This window comes from Buttiauxella gaviniae ATCC 51604 (genome assembly GCF_001654835.1).
Lineage (GTDB): Bacteria > Pseudomonadota > Gammaproteobacteria > Enterobacterales > Enterobacteriaceae > Buttiauxella > Buttiauxella gaviniae.
On record NZ_LXEP01000020.1, the window covers coordinates 154819 to 176786 of the forward strand.

General features: G+C 50.3%; 20 protein-coding genes and 1 other annotated feature. Of the genes, 7 read left to right on the plus strand and 13 right to left on the minus strand.

Annotated features, from left to right (window positions below; all coding sequences use genetic code 11):
- The first annotated feature begins 10 nt into the window (after positions 1–10).
- Entirely contained in the window at positions 11–1339 is a 1329-nt protein-coding gene (dsdA, locus tag M977_RS10750) for a D-serine ammonia-lyase (RefSeq protein ID WP_064514800.1), read from the plus strand.
- Between the two features lie 93 nt (positions 1340–1432).
- Here dsdA and M977_RS10755 read toward each other — a convergent pair whose 3' ends face one another.
- Positions 1433–2755, minus strand: a complete 1323-nt coding sequence (locus M977_RS10755) for a 6-phospho-alpha-glucosidase (RefSeq protein ID WP_064514802.1) — start codon at positions 2753–2755, stop codon at positions 1433–1435.
- Positions 2752–4374 (minus strand): alpha-glucoside-specific PTS transporter subunit IIBC, encoded by a 1623-nt coding sequence (locus tag M977_RS10760; RefSeq protein WP_064514804.1) that lies wholly within the window; start codon positions 4372–4374, stop codon positions 2752–2754. Before M977_RS10760 ends, M977_RS10755 begins: the two co-directional genes overlap by 4 nt.
- A 308-nt stretch (positions 4375–4682) precedes the next feature.
- Here M977_RS10760 and M977_RS10765 point away from each other — a divergent pair, with 308 nt between their 5' ends.
- Positions 4683–5387, plus strand: a complete 705-nt coding sequence (locus tag M977_RS10765) for a GntR family transcriptional regulator (protein ID WP_064514805.1) — start codon at positions 4683–4685, stop codon at positions 5385–5387.
- A 35-nt stretch (positions 5388–5422) separates the two neighbouring features.
- Here the strand turns inward: M977_RS10765 and M977_RS10770 are convergent, their stop codons facing one another.
- The 3 genes from M977_RS10770 to ibpA all read right to left on the minus strand — a co-directional run bounded on the left by M977_RS10770 (position 5423) and on the right by ibpA (position 8159).
- Entirely contained in the window at positions 5423–7078 is a 1656-nt protein-coding gene (locus tag M977_RS10770; RefSeq protein WP_064514807.1) for a putative transporter, read from the minus strand.
- Between the two features lie 124 nt (positions 7079–7202).
- Positions 7203–7631 (minus strand): small heat shock chaperone IbpB, encoded by a 429-nt coding sequence (ibpB, locus tag M977_RS10775; RefSeq protein WP_034460659.1) that lies wholly within the window; start codon positions 7629–7631, stop codon positions 7203–7205.
- A 114-nt stretch (positions 7632–7745) separates the two neighbouring features.
- The gene (ibpA, locus tag M977_RS10780) at positions 7746–8159 is read right to left on the minus strand and encodes a small heat shock chaperone IbpA (protein ID WP_064514809.1); all 414 of its coding nucleotides are present in this window, start codon (positions 8157–8159) and stop codon (positions 7746–7748) included.
- Positions 8153–8229, minus strand: a sequence feature (ROSE (Repression Of Heat Shock gene Expression) occurs in the 5'-region of heat shock genes and acts as an RNA thermometer to modulate expression.). (Overlaps the previous gene by 7 nt.)
- 247 nt (positions 8230–8476) lie before the next feature.
- On the opposite strand from ibpA, the gene M977_RS10785 reads away from it, so the two are divergent.
- Positions 8477–8797, plus strand: coding sequence for a YceK/YidQ family lipoprotein (locus M977_RS10785; RefSeq protein ID WP_064514811.1), 321 nt, complete (start codon positions 8477–8479; stop codon positions 8795–8797).
- Here M977_RS10785 and M977_RS10790 read toward each other — a convergent pair whose 3' ends face one another.
- From M977_RS10790 to dnaA, 8 genes are all read right to left on the minus strand, one after another.
- Positions 8798–10066: a YidR family protein gene (locus M977_RS10790; protein ID WP_064514813.1), complete on the minus strand. Its 1269-nt coding sequence runs from the start codon at positions 10064–10066 to the stop codon at positions 8798–8800.
- Positions 10063–11208: an FUSC family protein gene (locus tag M977_RS10795; RefSeq protein ID WP_064514815.1), complete on the minus strand. Its 1146-nt coding sequence runs from the start codon at positions 11206–11208 to the stop codon at positions 10063–10065. The genes M977_RS10790 and M977_RS10795 overlap by 4 nt, the downstream gene beginning before the upstream one ends.
- 79 nt (positions 11209–11287) lie before the next feature.
- On the minus strand, positions 11288–12106 hold the full coding sequence (gene yidA / locus M977_RS10800; RefSeq protein WP_064514817.1) for a sugar-phosphatase: 819 nt from the start codon (positions 12104–12106) through the stop codon (positions 11288–11290).
- A gap of 185 nt (positions 12107–12291) precedes the next feature.
- The gene (locus M977_RS10805) at positions 12292–12681 is read right to left on the minus strand and encodes a YidB family protein (RefSeq protein WP_064514819.1); all 390 of its coding nucleotides are present in this window, start codon (positions 12679–12681) and stop codon (positions 12292–12294) included.
- A 126-nt stretch (positions 12682–12807) separates the two neighbouring features.
- On the minus strand, positions 12808–15222 hold the full coding sequence (gene gyrB, locus M977_RS10810) for a DNA topoisomerase (ATP-hydrolyzing) subunit B (protein WP_064514822.1): 2415 nt from the start codon (positions 15220–15222) through the stop codon (positions 12808–12810).
- A gap of 28 nt (positions 15223–15250) precedes the next feature.
- Positions 15251–16324 carry a DNA replication/repair protein RecF gene (gene recF / locus M977_RS10815; RefSeq protein WP_064514824.1) on the minus strand — a complete coding sequence of 358 codons (1074 nt, stop codon included), beginning with the start codon at positions 16322–16324 and terminating at the stop codon, positions 15251–15253.
- A 135-nt stretch (positions 16325–16459) separates the two neighbouring features.
- The gene (dnaN, locus tag M977_RS10820; protein ID WP_064514826.1) at positions 16460–17560 is read right to left on the minus strand and encodes a DNA polymerase III subunit beta; all 1101 of its coding nucleotides are present in this window, start codon (positions 17558–17560) and stop codon (positions 16460–16462) included.
- A 4-nt stretch (positions 17561–17564) separates the two neighbouring features.
- Complete coding sequence (gene dnaA / locus M977_RS10825; RefSeq protein ID WP_422569472.1) at positions 17565–18884, minus strand: chromosomal replication initiator protein DnaA; 1320 nt, start codon at positions 18882–18884, stop codon at positions 17565–17567.
- A 695-nt stretch (positions 18885–19579) separates the two neighbouring features.
- Between dnaA and rpmH the strand changes: the two genes are divergently transcribed.
- The 4 genes from rpmH to yidC are packed head-to-tail and all read left to right on the plus strand — an operon-like array spanning position 19580 to position 21967.
- Positions 19580–19720 carry a 50S ribosomal protein L34 gene (gene rpmH / locus M977_RS10830; protein ID WP_003849659.1) on the plus strand — a complete coding sequence of 47 codons (141 nt, stop codon included), beginning with the start codon at positions 19580–19582 and terminating at the stop codon, positions 19718–19720.
- 17 nt (positions 19721–19737) lie between these two features.
- A complete protein-coding gene (rnpA, locus tag M977_RS10835) occupies positions 19738–20097 on the plus strand; it encodes a ribonuclease P protein component (protein WP_034499799.1) in 360 nt (119 codons plus the stop codon).
- The gene (yidD, locus tag M977_RS24385) at positions 20061–20318 is read left to right on the plus strand and encodes a membrane protein insertion efficiency factor YidD (RefSeq protein ID WP_072009476.1); all 258 of its coding nucleotides are present in this window, start codon (positions 20061–20063) and stop codon (positions 20316–20318) included. The genes rnpA and yidD overlap by 37 nt, the downstream gene beginning before the upstream one ends.
- A gap of 2 nt (positions 20319–20320) precedes the next feature.
- A complete protein-coding gene (gene yidC / locus M977_RS10840; protein WP_064514830.1) occupies positions 20321–21967 on the plus strand; it encodes a membrane protein insertase YidC in 1647 nt (548 codons plus the stop codon).
- The last annotated feature ends 1 nt before the right edge of the window (position 21968 follow it).

The following is a 21968-nucleotide window of genomic DNA, read 5'->3' on the forward strand; positions in this document are numbered from 1 at the left end:
AGATTGTCTTATGAAAAACGCTGAAATAAACACATTGATTCAACAATTTCCGCTGGTTCGCGATCTGATTGATTTGCAAGAAACCCGTTGGTTTAACCCGGAAACCACAACTCTCGCCGAAGGATTACCGTACGTGGGGCTCACAGCCGAAGATGTGCAGGATGCCCATGCACGCCTGACGCGCTTTGCGCCGTATCTGGCGCAGGCATTCCCGGAAACCGCTGCGACTAACGGTATTATCGAGTCCGAACTGGTCGCGATTCCGGCGATGCAAAAGCGCCTGGAAAAAGAGTTTGATCAGAAAATCTGCGGCCAATTGCTGCTGAAAAAAGACAGCCATCTGCCGATTTCAGGTTCCATCAAAGCGCGTGGTGGGATTTATGAAGTCCTGACACATGCCGAAAAACTGGCAATCGAAGCCGGTTTACTGACCACCGAAGATGACTACACCAGACTGCTATCACCTGAATTTAAAGCTTTCTTTAGCCAGTACAGCATCGCGGTTGGCTCAACCGGCAACCTGGGGTTATCCATCGGCATCATGAGCGCGCGCATTGGCTTTAATGTCACCGTGCATATGTCTGCCGATGCCCGAGCGTGGAAAAAAGCCAAACTGCGCAGCCATGGCGTGACGGTTGTGGAATACGAACAAGATTACGGCGTTGCCGTTGAACAAGGCCGCAAAGCGGCTGAATCCGACCCGAATTGTTTCTTTATCGACGACGAAAACTCCCGCACCTTATTCCTTGGTTATTCGGTTGCAGGTCAGCGTCTGAAAGACCAGTTTGCCCAGCAAGATCGCGTTGTGGATAAAGAACACCCGCTGTTTGTTTACCTGCCATGCGGCGTGGGCGGTGGACCTGGTGGTGTGGCATTTGGTCTGAAAATGGCGTTCGGCGATAACGTTCACTGCTTCTTTGCAGAACCAACGCATTCGCCTTGTATGCTGCTGGGGGTTTATACCGGCCTGCATGATGAGATATCCGTACAAGATTTGGGTATTGATAATGTTACTGCCGCTGATGGCCTGGCGGTGGGGCGTGCATCCGGGTTTGTTGGGCGCGCAATGCAACGGTTACTCGATGGTTTCTATACTCTTGAAGACCAGACCATGTATCAGTTGCTCGGCTGGCTTGCGGAAGAGGAAAATATTCGCCTTGAACCTTCTGCGCTGGCGGGAATGCCAGGTCCACAGCACGTAAGTGCCGATACGGCTTACCAGCAGATGCATGGCCTCACAGCGCAGCAACTGCAAAATGCTACTCATATCGTTTGGGCGACAGGCGGCGGCATGGTGCCGGAAGCAGAGATGGCGCAGTATCTGGCGAAAGCGAAGTAATCCGTTTACAGCAAAGTTGTCGGATGTCGCTAACGCTAATCCGACCTACGAAAAAATCTGGAGTAAGGTGCAGTCCCTTACTCCAGTTAGCCGCTATTTCAGCTCAGGCCAGTACTCTTTATTCGCTACGATCAAATCATCCAGAATCGCTTTGGCAACCGATGCACTTGGCACGGTTTTCGACAGCGTAATAGCCTGCCATAACTTCACGTATGAGCGTTCTTCCCAGGCTTCAACCACCAGTTTTTCTACCGCAACCTGTTGGCTCATCAACCCTTTCTGGAACTGTGGAATATTGCCGACAACCAGCGGCTCCGGCCCGCTTTTCCCAACCAGACATGGAATTTCAACCATCGCTTCCGGGTCAAAGTTATTAATCGCGCCGTTGTTTGGCACAATCAAAAGCATGCGTTCTTGTGTGTTAAAGGCAATTGCTGCCGCCAAATCGACGATGTACGACGCATGTTCGTCAATCTCCAGCTCCCCTGCCGATGATTTCCCTGCCTGAATGATGGCATTACAGGAACCGAACACGTGCTTTTCACGGTGTTCCATCACTTCGTTGGCGCGGGTATGTTCCGGGTTGGAGTGCTCAACCACATAATCCGGGAACAGATAATATTTCAGGTAAGTATTAGGGAAGGTGATCGGGTCCAGGGCCCACACATCTTTTGCTTTAGAGAATGTATCGTTCCAGCTGGCTTCGGTTCCATGCTCATCTGATGGCGGAACATAACCAAATTTAGCCACATGTTCGCGGATTTTAGGCATCAAATCATTGCCATTCTGGTCCTCGATTGAGGTCCACCAGCCAAAGTGGTTAAGGCCGTAATAACGTACGCGCATCTCTTTACGATCTTTCAAGCCAGCGATTTGCGCCATGCGGCTTTCAATGCCGATTGGCATATCGCAAATGTTGAGAATCTTCGCGTTCGGGCGCAGTTTACGAGTTGCTTCAGCCACAATCGCTGCCGGGTTGGAATAGTTAAGCATCCAGGCATTTGGCGAGTATTTCTCCATGAAATCAACCAGCTCTAATACGCCACCGATGGAGCGCATACCGTAGGCAATCCCGCCAGGGCCACAGGTTTCCTGGCCCAGAACGCCATGGCGCAATGGGATTTTCTCATCTTGTTCACGCATCGGGTATTTACCCACGCGGATATGGGCCATCACGAAGTCCACATCGGTAAAGGCTTCTTTTGGGTCGGTGGTATAGCTGAACTCGATTTCAGGAGCCTGCTCTTTGAGAATAACTTTACAAGCTTCTGCAATCGTTTCCTGGCGTGCGCCGTCATTGTCATAAAACTTTAGGGCACGCAGCGGGAAGCGATGCTGGTTTGCCAGTAACATCAATACGATACCAGGAGTGAATGTGCTGCCGCCACCGGCTACTACTACAGAGAATTTTTTCATGATACTGCCTCCGTCATGGATTTAAGTTCGGTCGAAGAAGTGTCTTTCATCAGAGTTTCAAGTTGGTCTCGGACTTGTGGGACATGCAGGCCCACAATCACCTGAATACCGTTGCCGCGTCGCACCACACCGTGGGCGCCCAGCGCTTTGAAAATGTCGTCACTGTGCGTCAGAGCCATATCTGCGAGGGTGATACGTAAGCGAGTCGCACAGTTATTGATGCTAAGAATGTTGTCGGTACCGCCGAGCGCTTCGAGGAAGCCTGCGGCCTGGCCTTGTTTGGTCTCTTTGGTCGCCGCAGCAGTGGTTTGCTTGCGCGATGCCTGGTAATCCGCCTTGCTGTACAGCTTGACCTCACTGTCTTCACGCCCTGGTGTTTTCAGGTTGAAGCGCAAGATGAGGGCGCGGAACACGACGAAGTAGATACCGGTGAAGACGAGGCCAATACCAATCTGGATAAACATCATCGATGCGTGGTTGTGGAACATCGGTATCCAGTTTTGCGGTAGGAACTGGTCGAGAAGCCCGCCCCCCATGTTGCCCACCACGCCACACATGTACATCACGGTCGCCATCGTTGCGGCGAGGAATGCATGCACTGCAAATAAAACCGGCGAGATAAACAGGAAGGTAAATTCGAGTGGCTCGGTAATACCTACAAGCATCGCAGTAAGTGTTGCTGGTATCAGCAATCCGGCGACTTTTACGCGATTTTCAGGTGCTGAGGTGGCGTACAGAGCAAGCGCAATACCCAGGCAGCCAAAGATCTTAGAGTTGCCGTGCAGTGCAAACCCGCCTTCCGGGAACAGGGTTTTCAGCGGCAGCGTGCTCTGGCTGAACTCCTGTAAATGCTGCGCCCAGTAAACCTGAATACCGCCTTCAACTACCGCCGGGCCAAAGATAAACGGACCGTAGATGAAGTGATGCAGGCCGGTTGGAATCAGAATGCGTTCCAGGAAGGTATAAACCCAGACGCCAAGCGAACCGGCGCTGCGCAAAAATTCCTGAAGTGACTCAATGCCCATTTGCACTTTTGGCCAGCCATAAAGGGTGAGCCAGGCGCAAGGAATCATGGCAAAGAAGGCGACAATCACGACAAATGAACTGCCCTGGAAAATGCCAAGAAAGACGGGGAGTTGTTTTTCGAAATAGCGGTTGTGGATAGCCGTGACAAAACCGGAGATAACAATCGCGCCGATGATGCTGGTATCAAGCGTTTTGATCCCGGCAATCATAGTTAGCCCGGTTCCAGCCACCGGATCGGCGCTGAAATCGACACCGAAGTAATGGCCCCAGGTCATCCCCATGGCGTTGATGAAGTAGTTCCAGGTCATAAAGCTCACCAGCACCGCTAAGCAAGCACGGCCCTGCGCTTGTTTAGCGAGGCCAATCGGTAAGCCGACGGCAAAAATCAACGGCATATTACGGAATACCGTCCAGCCACCTTCTTCAATAATGTGAACAATTTGCGCGAATAAATTATCGGGTGCGGTTAGCGCTTCGCCGACAAACATCGGATTGCGCAACATAATGGCGATGCCTACGACAATCCCGGCGAACGGAAACAACAAAACCGGGGTAAACATTGCGCCACCAAAACGTTGTATTTGACTGAGCATTTTTAAATCCTCACGTAACAACCTGTAGGGTAAATGGCCTTATTTTTTAACGCTGGTTTTAACGCTGGCCTGAGACTGAGAGTAGGGAGACGCAGATGACTTATCGTTGCCCGTCGCACTGATTCGTGATCGCTTTCATAGTTTTTATTTGGGGTAAGTTGTCTACTTTTTGATAGTTAAATAGACACGATGATTTTTAATTTCTTATTCATCATGAAAATATGAAATAAAAACCATTTAAATTATGAAGTTGATTAATGAAATAACGGTTCTATAAACCCCATTCGAAGCGGCTAAGAGGTCTACAGGTGATCTACAAATCTATCGCCGATCGGTTACGCATCCGGCTAAATTCTGCTGATTACAACATTGGCAGCCCGTTACCTTCTGAAGTTCGTCTGGCAGGCGAGTTTAATGTTTCACGCATGACGATTCGTAAAGCCATCGATTTGCTGGTGGGCTGGGGGTTGGTCGTACGCCGCCATGGCAGTGGCACTTATGTAGCGAAGAAAGATGTTCACCATGAAACCACGAATCTGACCGGGTTTATTGAGGTGATGCGTAACCAGGGCAAAGAGGTAGTGAGTAATGTGCTGGAGTTCAATGTGATGCCCGCCCCGCCAGCAATCGCCAGCCAATTACGCATTAATATTGATGAACGGATCTATTTCTCGCGCCGTGTACGCTCGGTAGATGGCAAGCCGTTAATGGTAGAAGACAGCTATATGCCGGTGAAATTATTCCGTAATTTGTCCATCGCACATCTGGAAGGTTCTAAATTCAGTTATATCGAAGATGAATGTCACATCATCGTATGCGGTAACTATGAAAGCCTCACGCCCGTGCTGGCCGACAAGAAAATGGCAAAATTGCTCAATATCGATGAGCTAACACCCATTCTGCGCATCACGTCACTGTCATACAGCGACAGCGGTGACTATGTGAATTATTCAGTGATGTTCCGAAATGCCAGCGAATACCAGGTGGATTACCATTTGCGACGGGTGCATTAAAAAGAGATGCCCGTCGAAGCGGGCACCTTTGTGTGTCAGATCCAGAAAATAACAGCCAATAGCTGCGGCGTAATAATGCGCAGGAACATTACCAGTGGATAAACAGTGGCATAAGAGAGTGCTGCAGCTCCACTGGTTGCGTGCAAGCCGTTGGCAAAGGCCAGTGCAGGGGGATCGGTCATTGAGCCTGCCAACATTCCGCATAGTGTTAGATAATTCATTTTGGCGAGTAATCTTGCCAACAATCCAGTAACCAGCAATGGAATTCCCGTAATCAGAATTCCGTAGCCAATCCAACTCACTCCGTCTCCGTGTAGCAAAGTACTGACAAAATCACCGCCCGATTTCAACCCAACCACCGCCAGGAACAGCACAATTCCTAGCTCGCGCAGCGCAAGATTCGCACTTGGTGGCATAAACCAATAGAGCTTACCGATGCTGCCAATTCGCCCAAGAATGATCGCCATTATAAGCGGCCCACCTGCCAGCCCAAGGCGTAGAGCCACAGGGAAACCAGGGATGAAAAGTGGGACAGAACCGAGCAACACCCCAAGACCAATCCCGATAAATACCGGAAGCATCTGAACCTGCTGGAGTTTCTGTTGCGCGTTACCGACTTCAGCGGCTACTGCTTCTATAGATTCCGGGCGGCCCACCAGGTTCAGAATGTCACCAAATTGCAGGCTGGCATTGCTGCTTGCGACCAGTTCAATACCTGCACGATTCAGACGCGAAATCACCACGTCATACTTTTGTTTTAAATGCAGATCGCGAATTTTCTTGCCTAGCACTTTCTCGTTAGTCACCACCACACGCTCAACGCGCAGGTCTGTGCCACGAGTCGAAAGCGAGGTATCCACCTGCTGGCCAATCACCAGCAATGCAGAGTGCAGATCTTTTTCCTGGCCGACGAGGTGGAGTAAATCTCCGGTTTGAATAACAGTGCCAGGCGCTGGCACCATCAGCAATTCCCCACGTTTCAAACGCGAACAAATAATAGTGTCGCTATTAAGGACCGGCACTTCCTGAATAGGTAATCCGTTAAGGTTAGGGTTGGCAACACAGATATTCATGGTCTGAAGTTGCGCGTGGTTTTGCCCACTACTGTTATCAAAGCGTTGTGCTTCTTGATCGACATTAATTCTAAATACCATGCGAATTAACCACATGGTCAGAAGAATCCCGCAAATACCGAACGGATAAGCCATCGCGTAGCTCATCCCCATTTTATCGACCAACTCTGAGGGCGTGCCGAGGTCGGTCAAAATTTGCTGACCTGCACCTAACGCTGGAGTGTTAGTTACCGCTCCCGAGAAAACACCGAGCACCACAGGAAGCGGAACATCGAAGATTTTATGGACGAGTGCCGTAACTAGCGCACCAATCACTACAATCAGAAGAGCAAATAGATTAAGGCGTAAACCGGAAACGCGTAGCGAGGAGAAGAAGCCAGGCCCAACCTGAATACCAATGGTGTAGACGAAGAGGATCAAGCCGAATTCCTGAATGAAATGAAGCATATCTCCATTCAGACTTACCCCAGCCTCACTAACGAAATGGCCAACAATAATCCCGCCGAACAGCACGCCACCGATACCAAATCCGACACCGCGGATTTTGATATTGCCAATCCATAAACCGACAACTGCGACCAGAGCCAACATACTGACAGTTAACGCTATTCCACTCATCGAAGATTTCCCTGTGAATAACATCATCGTTACAAGGGATTCTGGCAGAGAGGAGAAGGAGTTAATGGGGTGCAGAGCACAAAAAAAGGCCCCATAAAATGGGGCCTAAAAGGGAATACTTAGTTTAGCTGTTGAGTGCCGGACGTTCGCTGATAGCAATGCGTTTTGGCGCAACGGCTTCAGGGATTTCACGCACCAGATCTATATGCAGCAGACCGTTGGTAAACGTCGCACCAGATACTTTCATATATTCAGCAAGGGTAAAGCTCAGATTAAATGGCTGAGTCACTAACCCTTGATGCAGCCAGGTTGGCTCTTTCTCAGGTTTAACCGGCGTCCCTTTCACATGCAGACGCGTACCTTCGAGTTCAATTTCGAGATCTTCCTGGCGGAACCCTGCCAGCGCAAGCGTAATGCGGTAATGATTGTCATCGCCTTTTTCAATGTTGTAAGGCGGGAATGACTGGCCTTCAGTGCTTGTTTGTAAAGCATTAGCCAGTTTGTCAAAACCGATCCATTGACGCAGCAGAGGTGATAAATCGTGGTTACGCATAAGTCTTCTCCTTCTTTGAAGCGAGTTAAGTCTTACCAGTATGCGAACTGGTATTGGCTCCCTATCGGCAAGCCAGCCTTTATTGCCTGGGCCGCGCAAAGCGACCCGCTGAAATTAATTGATTTCGATACGGCGCGGTTTCATCGCTTCCGGAATCACGCGTTCCAGGTCGATATACAGCAGGCCGTTAACCAGGTTAGCACCACGGATGTGGATATTTTCCGCTAACTGGAATTTGCGTTCGAAGTTGCGCTCAGCAATCCCCTGATAGAGATAAGTGCGCTCTGGTTGCGGATCTGCATGCGCACCCTTAATAACAAGCAGGTTATCCTGGGCTGTAATGTCCAGTTCGCTTTCGGCAAAACCGGCAACAGCAATCGCAATGCGATAGTTATTTTCGTCAACTAATTCAACATTGTATGGAGGATAGCCGCCGTTGCTCTGGCTTTGATTGTTTTCCAGCAGGTTAAACAGACGGTCAAAACCAATAGCTGAACGATAAAGCGGGGAAAGGTCGAAATTACGCATATATAAAAACTCCTGAAATCAGCGAGAATCAAACATTGCCTTCCATCATGGACAGGCTTCTAAAACCAAGTACCCTTACGGCGTACTTTTTCTGACTACATCTCTAAAATCGGTCCTTATTCGCACTTTTCAAGGCCACATAAAGAAATTTTTTGCGGCTTCTGCTGTCAGTACATAGACTGTCCTGGTAGTAAACAGGATTTATCTGCGATAGCCGCCACAGAGTGGCAAGAGCAATATATTAATTATCTGCATGGGTGATATAAACCAGAGCAGCCTGGCCGGAAATGGCCCCCCAGAAACGATAAGCAACACTAATGATGAAAAGCTATCTTCCAACATTAATTCTCGGCAGCGGATTGCTAACAGTCAGCGGATGTTCAAGTGTGATGACTCACACTGGTGGGCAAGAGGGATACTATCCAGGCACACGTGCCAGTTACGAAATGCTGGCCGATGGCGAGACAAGCTGGGGATACAAACCTTTTGTCGCACTGGATATGCCGTTTACGGCAGTAATGGATACCGTGCTGTTGCCGTGGGATATGTTCCGCACCGACAAATCTATAAAATCCAGGGTTGAAGCGAGCGAGAGCAAGAATCTGGCAACCAATTCTGTAATCCCGCCTGTTCAGTAATTAAAGCCCTGTTTGCGTCATAAATAACTGACGGAATCCGTCCACATCCTGCATCCAGGCGATATATTTGCCATCAGGTGAAAACACCACCGCATCCGCTGAAGGCGCACAACAATCTGTTGCTGTAAGCGGCGTGATTTCACCATCGTTTAAATCGCACAAGACAATCTGCCCCTTTCTCACAAAGCCCAACGCTTGCCCTGACGGATGCCAGTTAAACGCCGACTGGATATCATCTTGCCCATGCGTAAGCTGGCGTGGCTGCCCACAGTTTGGCGAAATCAGATACATTTGCACAATACCTGCATCATCGCGCATCAAGAACGCCAGTAAGCTGCCGTCTGGGCTGCTTCGCACCCAATGCCTTGGCTGGGTAGCTAATCCGGGGTAACGCTGCTGATGAGTGAAAGTCAGGCGTGTTTGCTCAATGCCCGCAGGTGGTGCTGGCAGAGAGGTTGGCGTTCCTTCAATGGGCTCAGAACCCGCCTGGAAATAAGCTTCTTTGTTTTCAGGCAAATCAACGATAAACAGCTCGGGCACTTTCTCGCCTTTAGCTGAAACGGTATCGCCAATAAATGCCAGCGCCCAACGCTGTTGGCTGCCATCAGGTTTTAAATAGCCATGGTTGCCCACCCAACCTTCTTCATAGGCACGGTTTATTTCATCACTTCCGGGCTGTGGTGATGGCGTAGTGCGGCTCACCAGCACGCAATAATGGCTACCATCATATTCACGAGGATGCTGTTTAACAGGTGTCACCGGGCCGAATGGCAGAGCAATACAAACATTACGCAGATCTTTCGTCGCATCGTATTGATGCATCACATGGTCGTTATAGGTGAAGCTAACGCGCGTACCATCAGGGCTCCAGACGTGAACATGGCTGCCGCCACGCAAAGCGCCGGGGGTAAACGGAGGGGTAATATCCATTGCATCGAGATTGGTTGCGATGCCATTTTCGACCACCACGCCACGGCGATGATGGAAATCGTATTGCCATGTTTCGTCAGGGTTTTCCGGACCGTGGATAAAGACATAACGTTCGGGTTGCTGCGGGTTCACGGTCACCACGCCGACATGCGCGCCATGCGATGCCTGATAGATCAGTTCCACTTCCCCAGTCATCACGTTTACCCTTTCAATCGTTTCACTGGTAAACGACGCGCCTGAAGGGCGAACATCAAACACTAGCCACTGGCTATCTGGCGTCCAGGTGTTGATGTTAGTGAGTTGATGATTACGTGATGCAAAGGTGAGTTGTTTGGTCATGGTTTTACCCTGAGACGATGACTGAGATGAGCTTTAAGCACGCGTACTAGCAGCATGATGATGGCAAGCATCAGCACACCCAATATGATCCCATAAAATCTCTGCAAAGCGACATGCGGATCGGCAGACCAGTAATGGGGTTGGATGAAAATTATGATCCACGCGATGGTGAATTGCCTGCCTGTATAGCTGACATTATCGCTTCCTTGTTGCAGGTGGCAGCCCAGCCACAGCCCGGCAGTGAGCGCCAGGATATATAACCACGCAGAGCCATGAAGCACTGGCAGAAGCAGAATGCCCAATATCCCAGCCAGCAAACAGCCCACCAGCCTTTGAACCATGCGGTCGATAATTTGCGTATTGGTTTCAGGGGTGTTTTTACCGGCGGGTAAAACAGAAATGGCAATGACGGTTACCAGTGCCTGTGAAAGGTCGCTGATATTGGCCTGCCACAAAATGAGCGCGACGATAAAAACGGCGATACCCGCCTCCACGCCAAGCAATATGCGCTTTGAGCGCCATTCCGATTCACTGACGACAATTACGCTAGCAGTTGCGGCAGGGGATTTATCGCCCGCCAGGTTCAGCAATGTGCTAATCCAGTGGAAGACAAAACCCGTCACCAAACACATGCTTATCCCCACGGCAACTTCCGAAATACGGCTTAGCGTAAACCTCACGACTACGGGGAATGATGAAACAGATTGTGCATCGATGATAACCATCATCGCTGTAACCGCACCGAGCAGCCAGGCATAGGACCAGGGAGATTCATTAGCGCGATAAACGGTGTACCCGCCAATCAAGCCACACAGCAGAAATGCAACATCGACATATGGCAGAACGACAACAGTGGAGAGGAGACCAAAGCAGCCCCCAACTATTGTGCCCAGCAATCGTTGCAGAGCACGAACCGAGCTTTCCTTCGGCGTTGCTTTTGTCACGGCAAAGCTGCTGAGTGCCGCCCACCAGGCAAAATGTAACCCTAATTTTTCTGATACCCACACTGCAAGCGCAAGCGCGACAATGACCTCAGCAGCAAAAAGCATTTTTGTGGCCGATGTATGCCAGAAACGGAGTTCATGATTTAAAGCCGAAAAATGGTCGAGGCAGTATTGTCGAGCGGAGGTCAGAAAAGGCATGGTTAACTTCTAAAGAATAAGACCCGATGAGTATCAGTGTAGATAAGCCCCGGCATAAATGACTACCGGGGTGCATGCTTTATCGGTCGTTCAAAACAAACTTCTCAATCGCGTACGCAACGCCATCTTCAAGGTTTGATTTGGTGACGAAGTTACTGACTTCTTTAACTTTATCGATGGCGTTATCCATCGCAACACCGATGCCCGCATATTCCAGCATCGCGATGTCGTTTTCCTGGTCGCCCAGCGTCATCACTTCTTCTTGCTTGATGCCGAGAGATTCTGCCAGCGCTTTCACGCCCGTACCTTTGTTGACGCGCTTATCGAGAATTTCCAGGAAGTATGGCGAGCTTTTCAGCAGGGTATAGCGCTCATAAACATCGGCTGGAATTTTAGCGATCGCTTTATCCAAAATAGCCGGCTCGTCGATCATCATCACTTTCAGGTACGCACCGTTTTTATCCATATTTTCTGGCTCGCTGAACACCAGCGGGATATTAGCGATAAAGGATTCATGAACGGTGTAATAGCTGATATCGCGGTTCGCGGTGTACAACGTGTGCCTGTCCAGCGCATGGAAGTGAGAACCAACATCACGGGAAAGCTGTTCCAGATAACGGTAGTCATCATAGCTAAGTGCGGTTTGCGCCACACTGCTGCCGTCGCTCGCTTTCTGCACCAGAGCTCCGTTATAGGTGATGCAGTAATCATTCGGCTTATCCATATGCAGCTCGCGGAGATAGCTCTCAACACCTGCAAAAGGGCGTCCGGTACACAAAACAACGTTTACGCCACGTTCGCGCGCACTGGCGATGGCGGCTTTAACGGCTGGAGAAATGGTGTGGTCAGGCAGCAACAATGTGCCGTCCATATCAATAGCAATAAGTTTTATAGTCATAGGATTTTCTGAGGTAATGAGTTTATCTCATGCTAACGCGATTAAGCCTGCAAAAATAGCGCTACGTTTCGAATGAAAAAGGTCCGTTTTAAGCATAAAAAAACGCCACCCGTAGAGTGTGGCGTTTATACCCAAAATAATTCGAGTTGCAGCCAACGCATCTGCGGCTTGAAGTATGACGGGTATTAGCTGAAGAATTTATCCTTTAGCATATGGAAGCCTTTAGTCAGCAAATCTTCGTCGTGAGCAACTTCACCTGCGGGTGAAAGCGTATCGACAATTTTCGGGAACTGCTCAGCGAGTAGTTGCGATGCGCTTCCAACATCAATCCCGAGTTTTTCAGCCAGACCGCTGATTGCTGGTGTGCCCAGCACGTCTTGCATTTGCTCTGGGCTAACGCTTTGGTTATGCGCGCCGCTCAGCCAGGAGGTAACCACATCAGAGAAACCCTTTTCGCGAAACCGCTCAAGAATCGTCTGAATGCCGCCTTGTTCATTAATCCACGTAAGGATGACTTTGAATTTACCTGCATCGCCACCCCCCATCATGCCAGTAACTTGATCGAATAAACCCATGACCGTGTCCTCTGCAATCACGAAGTGTGCATTAGAAGTGTAGTCATTGACGGATATTAGCGTGGAGAAATAGAGGTGCGAGAGAGTGAGATTATTGGTGGGCAGACGCCCACCAACGGGTAGAGATTAGATATCGATGTTCGCCGCTTTCAGGGCGTTTTCTTCGATAAATGCGCGACGTGGTTCAACCGCATCACCCATCAGGGTGGTGAACAGCTGATCCGCTGCAATCGCGTCTTTAACAGTCACGCGCAGCATGCGGCGGCTTTGTGGATCCATTGTGGTTTCCCACAGCTGATCCGGGTTCATTTCGCCCAAACCTTTGTAGCGCTGAATAGACAGGCCACGACGGGACTCTTTGCCCAACCACTCCAGCGCCTGCTCGAAGCTGGCAACTGGCTGTTGGCGCTCGCCACGTTCGATGAACGCATCTTCTTCGATAAGACCGCGCAGTTTCTCGCCCAGCGTGCAAATACGACGGTATTCGCCACCAACGATAAACTCTTGCTCCAGCGGATAGTCAGTATCAACGCCGTGGGTACGCACACGAATTACCGGTTCAAAAAGATTCAGTTCACGGTTATGACGAACCAGAGAGTTCCAGGTACTGCCGTGCTGTTCGTTTTCGTTCAGTGCGGTGACCAGAGCAGAAACCCAGGCTGTCACTTTGCTTTCGTCAACCAAGTCGGCATCAGCAAGTGTTGAGTGATAAACCAGGTTGTTCAGCAAGTTGCGCGGATAACGGCGCTCCATGCGGCCAATCATTTTCTGGCAGGCTTTAAACTCAGACACCAGTTTTTCCAGCGCTTCGCCAGCAATGGCTGGTGCGTGAGCATTGGTGTGCAGCGTTGCGCCATCCAGAGCGATTGCAATCTGGTATTGGTCCATCGCTTCATCATCTTTGATGTACTGTTCTTGCTTGCCTTTCTTCACTTTGTACAGCGGTGGCTGTGCGATATACACATGGCCGCGCTCAACGATTTCAGGCATCTGACGGTAGAAGAAGGTCAACAGCAGAGTACGAATGTGTGAGCCATCGACGTCCGCATCCGTCATGATGATGATGCTGTGGTAACGCAGTTTGTCCGGGTTGTATTCGTCACGGCCAATGCCGCAGCCCAACGCGGTGATCAGCGTGGCAACTTCCTGAGAGGCGAGCATTTTGTCAAAGCGCGCTTTCTCAACGTTCAGAATTTTACCTTTCAGTGGCAGGATCGCCTGGTTCTTACGGTTACGCCCCTGTTTTGCAGAGCCGCCCGCTGAGTCCCCTTCCACAAGGTACAGTTCGGAGTGAGCCGGGTCGCGTTCCTGGCAATCAGCCAGTTTGCCTGGCAAACCAGCCAAATCCAGCGCGCCTTTACGACGAGTCATTTCACGTGCACGACGTGCTGCTTCACGAGCACGAGCGGCATCAATAATTTTACCGACCACGATTTTCGCGTCAGACGGGTGTTCCAACAGGTATTCAGACAGCAGTTCGTTCATCTGCTGCTCAACCGCTGTTTTCACTTCAGAAGAAACCAGTTTGTCTTTGGTCTGAGAAGAGAATTTAGGGTCTGGAACTTTTACGGAGACAACAGCAATCAAGCCTTCACGGGCATCGTCACCGGTGGCGCTAACTTTCGCTTTTTTGCTGTAGCCTTCTTTTTCCATATACGCGTTCAATGTACGCGTCATCGCCGAGCGGAAACCTGCCAGGTGAGTACCACCATCGCGCTGCGGGATGTTGTTGGTAAAGCAGTAGATGTTTTCCTGGAAACCATCGTTCCACTGCAACGCCACTTCTACGCCAATGCCGTCTTTTTCAGTGCTGAAATAGAACACAGTTGGGTGAATTGGAGTTTTGTTTTTGTTGAGGTATTCAACAAACGCACGGATACCACCTTCGTAGTGGAAGTGGTCCTGGCGGCCATCACGCTTATCAATCAGGCGGATAGAAACACCAGAGTTCAGGAACGACAATTCGCGCAGGCGTTTAGCCAGAATGTCGTATTCAAACTCAATCACGTTGGTGAAGGTGTCGTGGCTTGGCCAGAAACGGACTTGCGTACCGGTTGCATCGGTATCACCCGTTGCCGCCAGCGGCGCTTGTGGCACACCGTGAACATAAGTTTGCTGGTGCACTTTGCCTTCGCGGCGAATCAGCAGTTCCAGCTTCTGGGACAGGGCGTTAACAACCGAAACACCCACACCGTGCAGACCACCAGAAACTTTATAGGAGTTGTCATCGAACTTACCGCCGGCATGAAGCACGGTCATAATAACTTCGGCAGCAGACACACCTTCTTCCGGGTGAATACCAGTAGGAATACCACGACCATCATCGGTTACTGAGACAGAGTTATCAGCATGAATGGTGACAACGATGTCTTTACAGTGACCGGCAAGTGCTTCGTCGATAGCGTTATCTACGACCTCAAATACCATGTGGTGCAGACCGGTGCCGTCATCCGTATCACCGATATACATTCCCGGGCGCTTACGTACCGCATCCAGCCCTTTAAGGACTTTGATACTGGAGGAGTCATAAGAATTCGACATCAACGTTTCTCGCTCATTTATTCTTGGGTTAATCCGTTATTTTACCCTGATCCACGGCGAACATCTTCGAATTTTTGTCCGCCATATCCATCACATGTTCTGCGCTAATCGCGCTAACAAAAACTTGTGATTCCGTCGCCTTTAACCGGCTGGCTAATAGACCACGGCGTGCATCATCTAGTTCAGAGGCAAAATCATCTATCAGATACAGGCAACGTCGCCCGTTCTGTCGGGTGAGAAACTCACCCTGCGCCAGTCTTAAGGCGCACATCAGTAATTTAAGCTGCCCGCGCGACAGAGTATCTTCTACCGGCGCACCGTCAGCACGGATCCGAAAATCAGCTTTGTGAGGGCCGTGGGCGGTGTAGGTCAGCATTCTGTCGCGTTCGAAATTGCGTTCCAGTAGCTCGCCGTAGTCACTCTCTTTTTCCCAGCCGCGCTGGAAAGAGAAGTTTAGCGAGAACTCTGGTAGAAATTGCGCACAGGTATCAGCCATGTCATCGGCAATGGCCGCACTGTATTCAGCACGCCAGCGGCTAATTTGCTCCGCTAGTGGGATAAGTTCTTGATCCCATGGCCGCAGTTGCGCATAACGCGTTACCTGGCGCAACGCAGCGTTACGTTGCTTTAACAGGCGCTTGAGATTGCTCCAGGCGACAAAAAAACCTGGTTCGTTGTGGAAACATCCCCAATCGAGGAAAGCTCTACGGAATTTGGGACCGCCGTTGAGCAATGTAAACCCTTCAGGAGTGATAAGTTGCATTGGCATCAATAGAGCAAGTTCAGCCACTTTGTGGCCGTCGCTGCCATCGATACGCACTTTGCTGTCGCCTGCACGGTCTTTGGTCAGGCCAACAGAGGTTTCCCGCTCACCGTTCTGTATACGCCCATGCAGTACAAAGGATTCTGTTTCATGGCGAATGACGCGCTCAATTTTCAGACTGCGAAAAGCGCGACCGTGCCCGAGGGTATAAATCGCCTCAAGCACGCTGGTTTTGCCACTTCCGTTGGCTCCGACCAGGAAATTAAACCCTGGAGACAGAGCCAGATCCGCATCTTCGATATTTCGAAAGTCTTTAATCAATAAACGCGACAGCGACATATTTAACTCACAACCAGGGCGTTATCGGCGCAGTTAGTCTGATTACGGCCAGCGCGCAACAACCGGAGCGTACTGAAGTACGTGAGGATTGTCAGCACTGCCCGGAACCAGAATAACAAGTAAGATAGCCCGATACTAAAGACGCATTGGCATGACGACGTAGGCCGCCGCCTGAGAAGCTGCATCTTCAATCTGCACACTGGAAACAGAATCGGTCAGCAAAATGCGCACGTTCTCGCATTTGAGTGCATTCAGAACATCAAGCACGTAACTGACGTTGAAGCCGATTTCCATATCTGTGCCGTCATAAGTGACGTCGAGAATCTCTTCGGCTTCTTCCTGCTCCGGGTTGTTAGCGGTGATTTTCAACTGATTGGCAATCACTTGCAGACGAACACCACGGAATTTCTCGTTAGACAAAATCGCCGCGCGTGAAAACGCTTGTTTCAGTAAATCGCAGCTGGCATCGAGATGTTTATCCGGGTTCTTCGGCAATACGCGGCGATAGTCCGGGAAACGGCCATCAACCAGTTTGGATGTGAAGATAAAGTCGCCGACGTGAGCGCGGATGTTGTTGCTGCCGATCTGGATACGCAACGGTGAATCGCCGCCATCCAACATACGCATCAGCTCAATCACGCCTTTACGCGGCACGATCACCGAATGGTTTGGCAGAGACTGACCGACCGGCATAGAACACACAGCCAGGCGGTGACCATCGGTCGCCACGGTGCGTAACTCTTCGCCTTCGGTTTCAAACAACATGCCGTTCAAATAGTAACGAACGTCCTGATGCGCCATAGAAAATTGCGTGGCTTCAATCAGGCGTTTCATGGTCGCTTGCGGGAGCGTGAATTCTACTTCGCTCTGCCAGTCGTCCAGGTTCGGGAAATCAGCAGCAGGCAGCGTCGAGAGCGAGAAACGGCTACGCCCGGAGCGCACCAACATACGGTCGCCCTCAAGCGTAACAGCGATTTCTGCACCTTCCGGCAAACCACGGCAGATATCGAAAAATTTACGTGCTGGAACCGTTGTGGCACCCGGCTCATGCGGTTGCACCAACGCGACACGCGCCACCATCTCCATTTCCAGGTCAGTACCTGTTAATGAAAGAGTTCCTTCCGCGACTTGCAACAGCAGATTGCCGAGAATCGGTAACGTCGGACGGCCACCTAACGGGCCACTCACCTGTTGCAGCGGTTTTAATAAAGTTTCACGTTCAACGGTAAATTTCATAGCGTCACGAAGATAATGTTCTGATTAGGTTAGAGAAATCTTCTTTGATGTCGTGGCTTTCTTCACGCAACTGCTCAATCTTACGGCAGGCATGCAGAACCGTAGTATGGTCGCGGCCACCAAAGGCATCGCCGATTTCTGGCAAGCTGTGGTTCGTCAGTTCCTTCGCCAGTGCCATTGCCATTTGACGTGGACGGGCAACAGAGCGGGAACGACGCTTGGACAACAGGTCAGCAATCTTTATTTTATAGTACTCTGCCACCGTCTTCTGAATATTGTCGATGGTGACAAGCTTCTCTTGCAGCGCCAGCAAGTCACGCAGCGCTTCACGCACGAAGTCGATAGTAATCGCCCGGCCAGTAAAGTTGGCGTTGGCGATAACACGGTTCAATGCCCCTTCAAGCTCACGCACGTTTGAACGTAAACGCTTAGCAATAAAGAAGGCCACTTCACCAGGCAGACGGATATCGTTCTCGTCTGCTTTTTTCATCAGGATCGCAACACGCGTTTCCAGTTCTGGTGGCTCAATCGCAACTGTGAGCCCCCAACCGAAGCGAGATTTCAGACGATCTTCAACCCCATTGATCTCTTTTGGATAACGATCCGAAGTCAGAATGATCTGCTGGTTACCTTCAAGCAAGGCGTTGAAGGTGTGGAAGAATTCTTCTTGTGAACGTTCTTTATTAGCAAAGAATTGAATGTCATCAATCAGCAGCGCATCAACAGAACGGTAGTAACGTTTGAACTCTTCAATAGCGTTATTTTGCAGTGCTTTTACCATGTCCTGAACGAAACGTTCAGAATGCATGTACACCACTTTTGCATTCGGTTTGCGCGCAATAATACCGTTGCCAACAGCATGCAAAAGGTGCGTTTTACCAAGACCCGTGCCGCCATAAAGGAATAAAGGGTTGTAAGCGCCACCTGGGTTGTCTGCCACCTGACGTGCTGCCGCGCGAGCCAGTTGGTTCGACTTACCTTCAACGAAGTTATCGAAAGTATGTTTTACGTTAACGTTAGAGCGATAGGAGTGTTCAGCCGGAGCCGGAGAATTATCCCAGCTTGGGCGAAGATGAGTAGTAGGGCGCGCGATGTGTACATGCGCCGGAGCAGTAGTAACAGTCTGCTGATTCAGCGTTTGGTTGACCGGTTTGCTGCCTACTTCAAAACGCAATACGGGTGCATCAGTGCCGCAGAAATCATTCAGCAAGCCATTGATGTTATTAAGGTACTTATCTCGCACCCAGTCGAGAACAAAACGGTTTGGAGCATACAGGGCCAGCGTGTTATCGCTCAGTTCCGCCTGTAGGGGGCGTATCCACATACTGAATTCTGTGGCTGGTAACTCATCCTGCAATCGGGCAAGACACTGCTGCCAAAGCGAAAGTGACACGGCGGACTCCACTCGAACAAAGTCGATAAAATGACGAAGACTGAAAGTTTATATTCATGATTGTTGACACACGCCGACTCTTCCTCAACGGAACCCCGATTCGGGAAGCGTGCGAACCGCTATCTGCGGTTTACCCCAGGGTGAACGCTAAAGGATCACGATCGGGACCGCGGATCATAGCCTAAAGTACGCCAGAGATCTTCTGTTTCTCACAGTTTCTTCCCGATTTATCCACAGGGCTGTTTTGTGGAGTCTAAGTGTAAACGATCCTGTCAGACGCACAGCGCTTTACCTTCCTATATTGGAAAATTTAATGACTAGTGCACAAAATCGACTTATCTGATCTAAGGAAGATCCCCAACGATCCTTGCGCTTTAATGGGGACGCCGTATAATTCCCCACCCGTCGCGTGTCACCACGGCTTTATTTTGGTCAGATCCTGGTCTTTTTAGGGGTCAAAAAGCGAATTAAGGCACGGGAATAAGGAAAGAGAATTGACTCCGGAGTGTACAATTATTACAATCCGGCCTCTTTAATCAGCCACACTGAGGCGTAAGTCGTTTGCAGTTTCTGCAAGGCTCTTCGCTAACCCAGTGAAATTTATCCAAGTTTAGGTAGAAATCGCCATGAAACGCACTTTTCAACCGTCCGTACTGAAGCGTAACCGTTCACACGGTTTCCGTGCTCGTATGGCAACTAAAAATGGTCGTCAGGTTTTGGCACGTCGTCGTGCTAAAGGCCGTTCCCGTCTGACCGTTTCTAAGTAATAAAAGCTAACCCCTGAGTGGTTAAGCTCGCATTTCCCAGGGAGTTACGCTTGTTAACTCCCACTCATTTCACTTTCGTCTTCCAGCAGCCTCAACGGGCTGGCACGCCGCAAATCACCATCCTCGGCCGCCTAAATTCGCTGGGGCATCCCCGCATCGGTCTTACAGTCGCTAAGAAAAATGTTAAACGTGCACACGAACGCAATCGGATTAAACGTCTGACGCGTGAGAGTTTCCGTTTGCGTCAGCACGAACTTCCTCCAATGGATTTCGTGGTAGTGGCTAAGAAAGGGGTTGCAGACCTGGATAACCGGGCTTTATCGGAAGCATTGGAAAAGTTATGGCGCCGTCATTGTCGCCTTTCTCCCGGCTCTTGATAGGCCTGATTAGGGTCTATCAGCGCCTGATAAGTCCGCTTCTCGGGCCGCATTGCCGTTTTACTCCAACCTGTTCTCACTACGGAATTGAGGCATTGCGCAGGTTTGGGGTGTTAAAAGGCAGTTGGTTGACAGTGAAACGCGTATTAAAATGCCACCCTTTGAACCCCGGTGGAGACGATCCCGTCCCACCTGGACCTTTTGATACCAGAGAACACTAACGATGGATTCGCAACGCAATCTCTTTCTCATCGCTTTGTTGTTCGTGTCTTTCATGATCTGGCAAGCCTGGGAGCAGGACCACGCTCCACAACCTCAGGTGCAACAGACCACGCAGACTACGACCACCGCAGCAGGTAACGCCGCAAACCAGGGTGTGCCGACCAGTGGCCAGGGTAAAATCATCACGGTTAAAACTGACGTTCTTGAGCTTTCCATCAACACCCGTGGTGGTGATGTTGAGCAGGCGCTGTTATTGACCTACCCGAAAGAGCTCAAATCTAATGAGCCGTTCCAGTTACTGGAAACTACGCCAGAGTTTGTCTACCAGGCACAAAGTGGCCTGACCGGTCGCGATGGCCCGGATAACCCGGCTAATGGTGAGCGTCCTCTGTATAACGTTGCTAGCGATACTTTCGTGCTGCCAGAAGGCCAGAACGAAATCGTTATCCCAATGACGTATACCGATGCGGCGGGCAATACCTTCACTAAATCCTTCACCCTGAAACGCGGCGAGTTCGCGGTAAGCGTGAATTACGATGTGAAGAACGCCGGTGAGAAACCGCTGGAGCTGGCTACTTTTGGTCAGTTGAAGCAGTCCATCAATCTGCCGACTCACCGCGATACAGGAAGCAACAACTTTGCGTTGCATACCTTCCGTGGTGCTGCGTACTCAACTCCAGATGCGAAATACGAAAAATATAAATTCGATAAAATCGCTGATGGTGAAAACCTGAACGTTAACGCCAGCAATGGTTGGGTTGCGATGTTGCAGCAGTATTTCGCAACAGCGTGGGTTCCAAATAATCAGGGTACCAACAACTTCTATACCACCAAACTGAACAACGATGTGGCAGCGATTGGTTATAAATCCTCGCCGCAACTAGTTCAGCCAGGTCAGACCGCCAAACTGGGTAGCACCCTGTGGGTCGGCCCGGAAATTCAGGACAAAATGGCAGCCGTTGCGCCGCACCTTGACCTGACAGTGGATTATGGTTGGTTGTGGTTTATTTCTCAGCCGCTGTTCAAGCTGTTGAAATTCCTGCACAGCTTCATCGGTAACTGGGGCTTCTCCATTATCGTAATCACCTTTATCGTTCGTGGCATCATGTACCCGCTGACTAAAGCGCAGTACACCTCCATGGCGAAAATGCGTATGTTGCAGCCGAAACTGGCCGCCATGCGTGAACGTATTGGTGACGATAAACAGCGCCAGAGCCAAGAAATGATGGCGTTGTATAAAGCTGAGAAAGTTAACCCGTTGGGTGGTTGTCTCCCGCTGGTTATCCAGATGCCAATCTTCCTGGCGTTGTACTACATGCTGATGGGTTCTGTGGAACTGCGCCATGCGCCGTTCGCACTGTGGATTCATGACTTGTCTGCACAAGACCCGTACTACATCCTGCCGATCCTGATGGGCTTGACGATGTTCTTCATTCAGAAGATGTCGCCGACCACTGTGACCGACCCGATGCAGCAGAAGATCATGACCTTTATGCCGGTCATCTTCACGGTGTTCTTCCTGTGGTTCCCGTCAGGCCTGGTACTGTACTATATCGTCAGTAACACCGTGACCATCATCCAGCAGCAGCTGATTTATCGCGGTCTTGAGAAACGTGGCTTACACAGCCGCGATAAGAAAAAGACCTGAT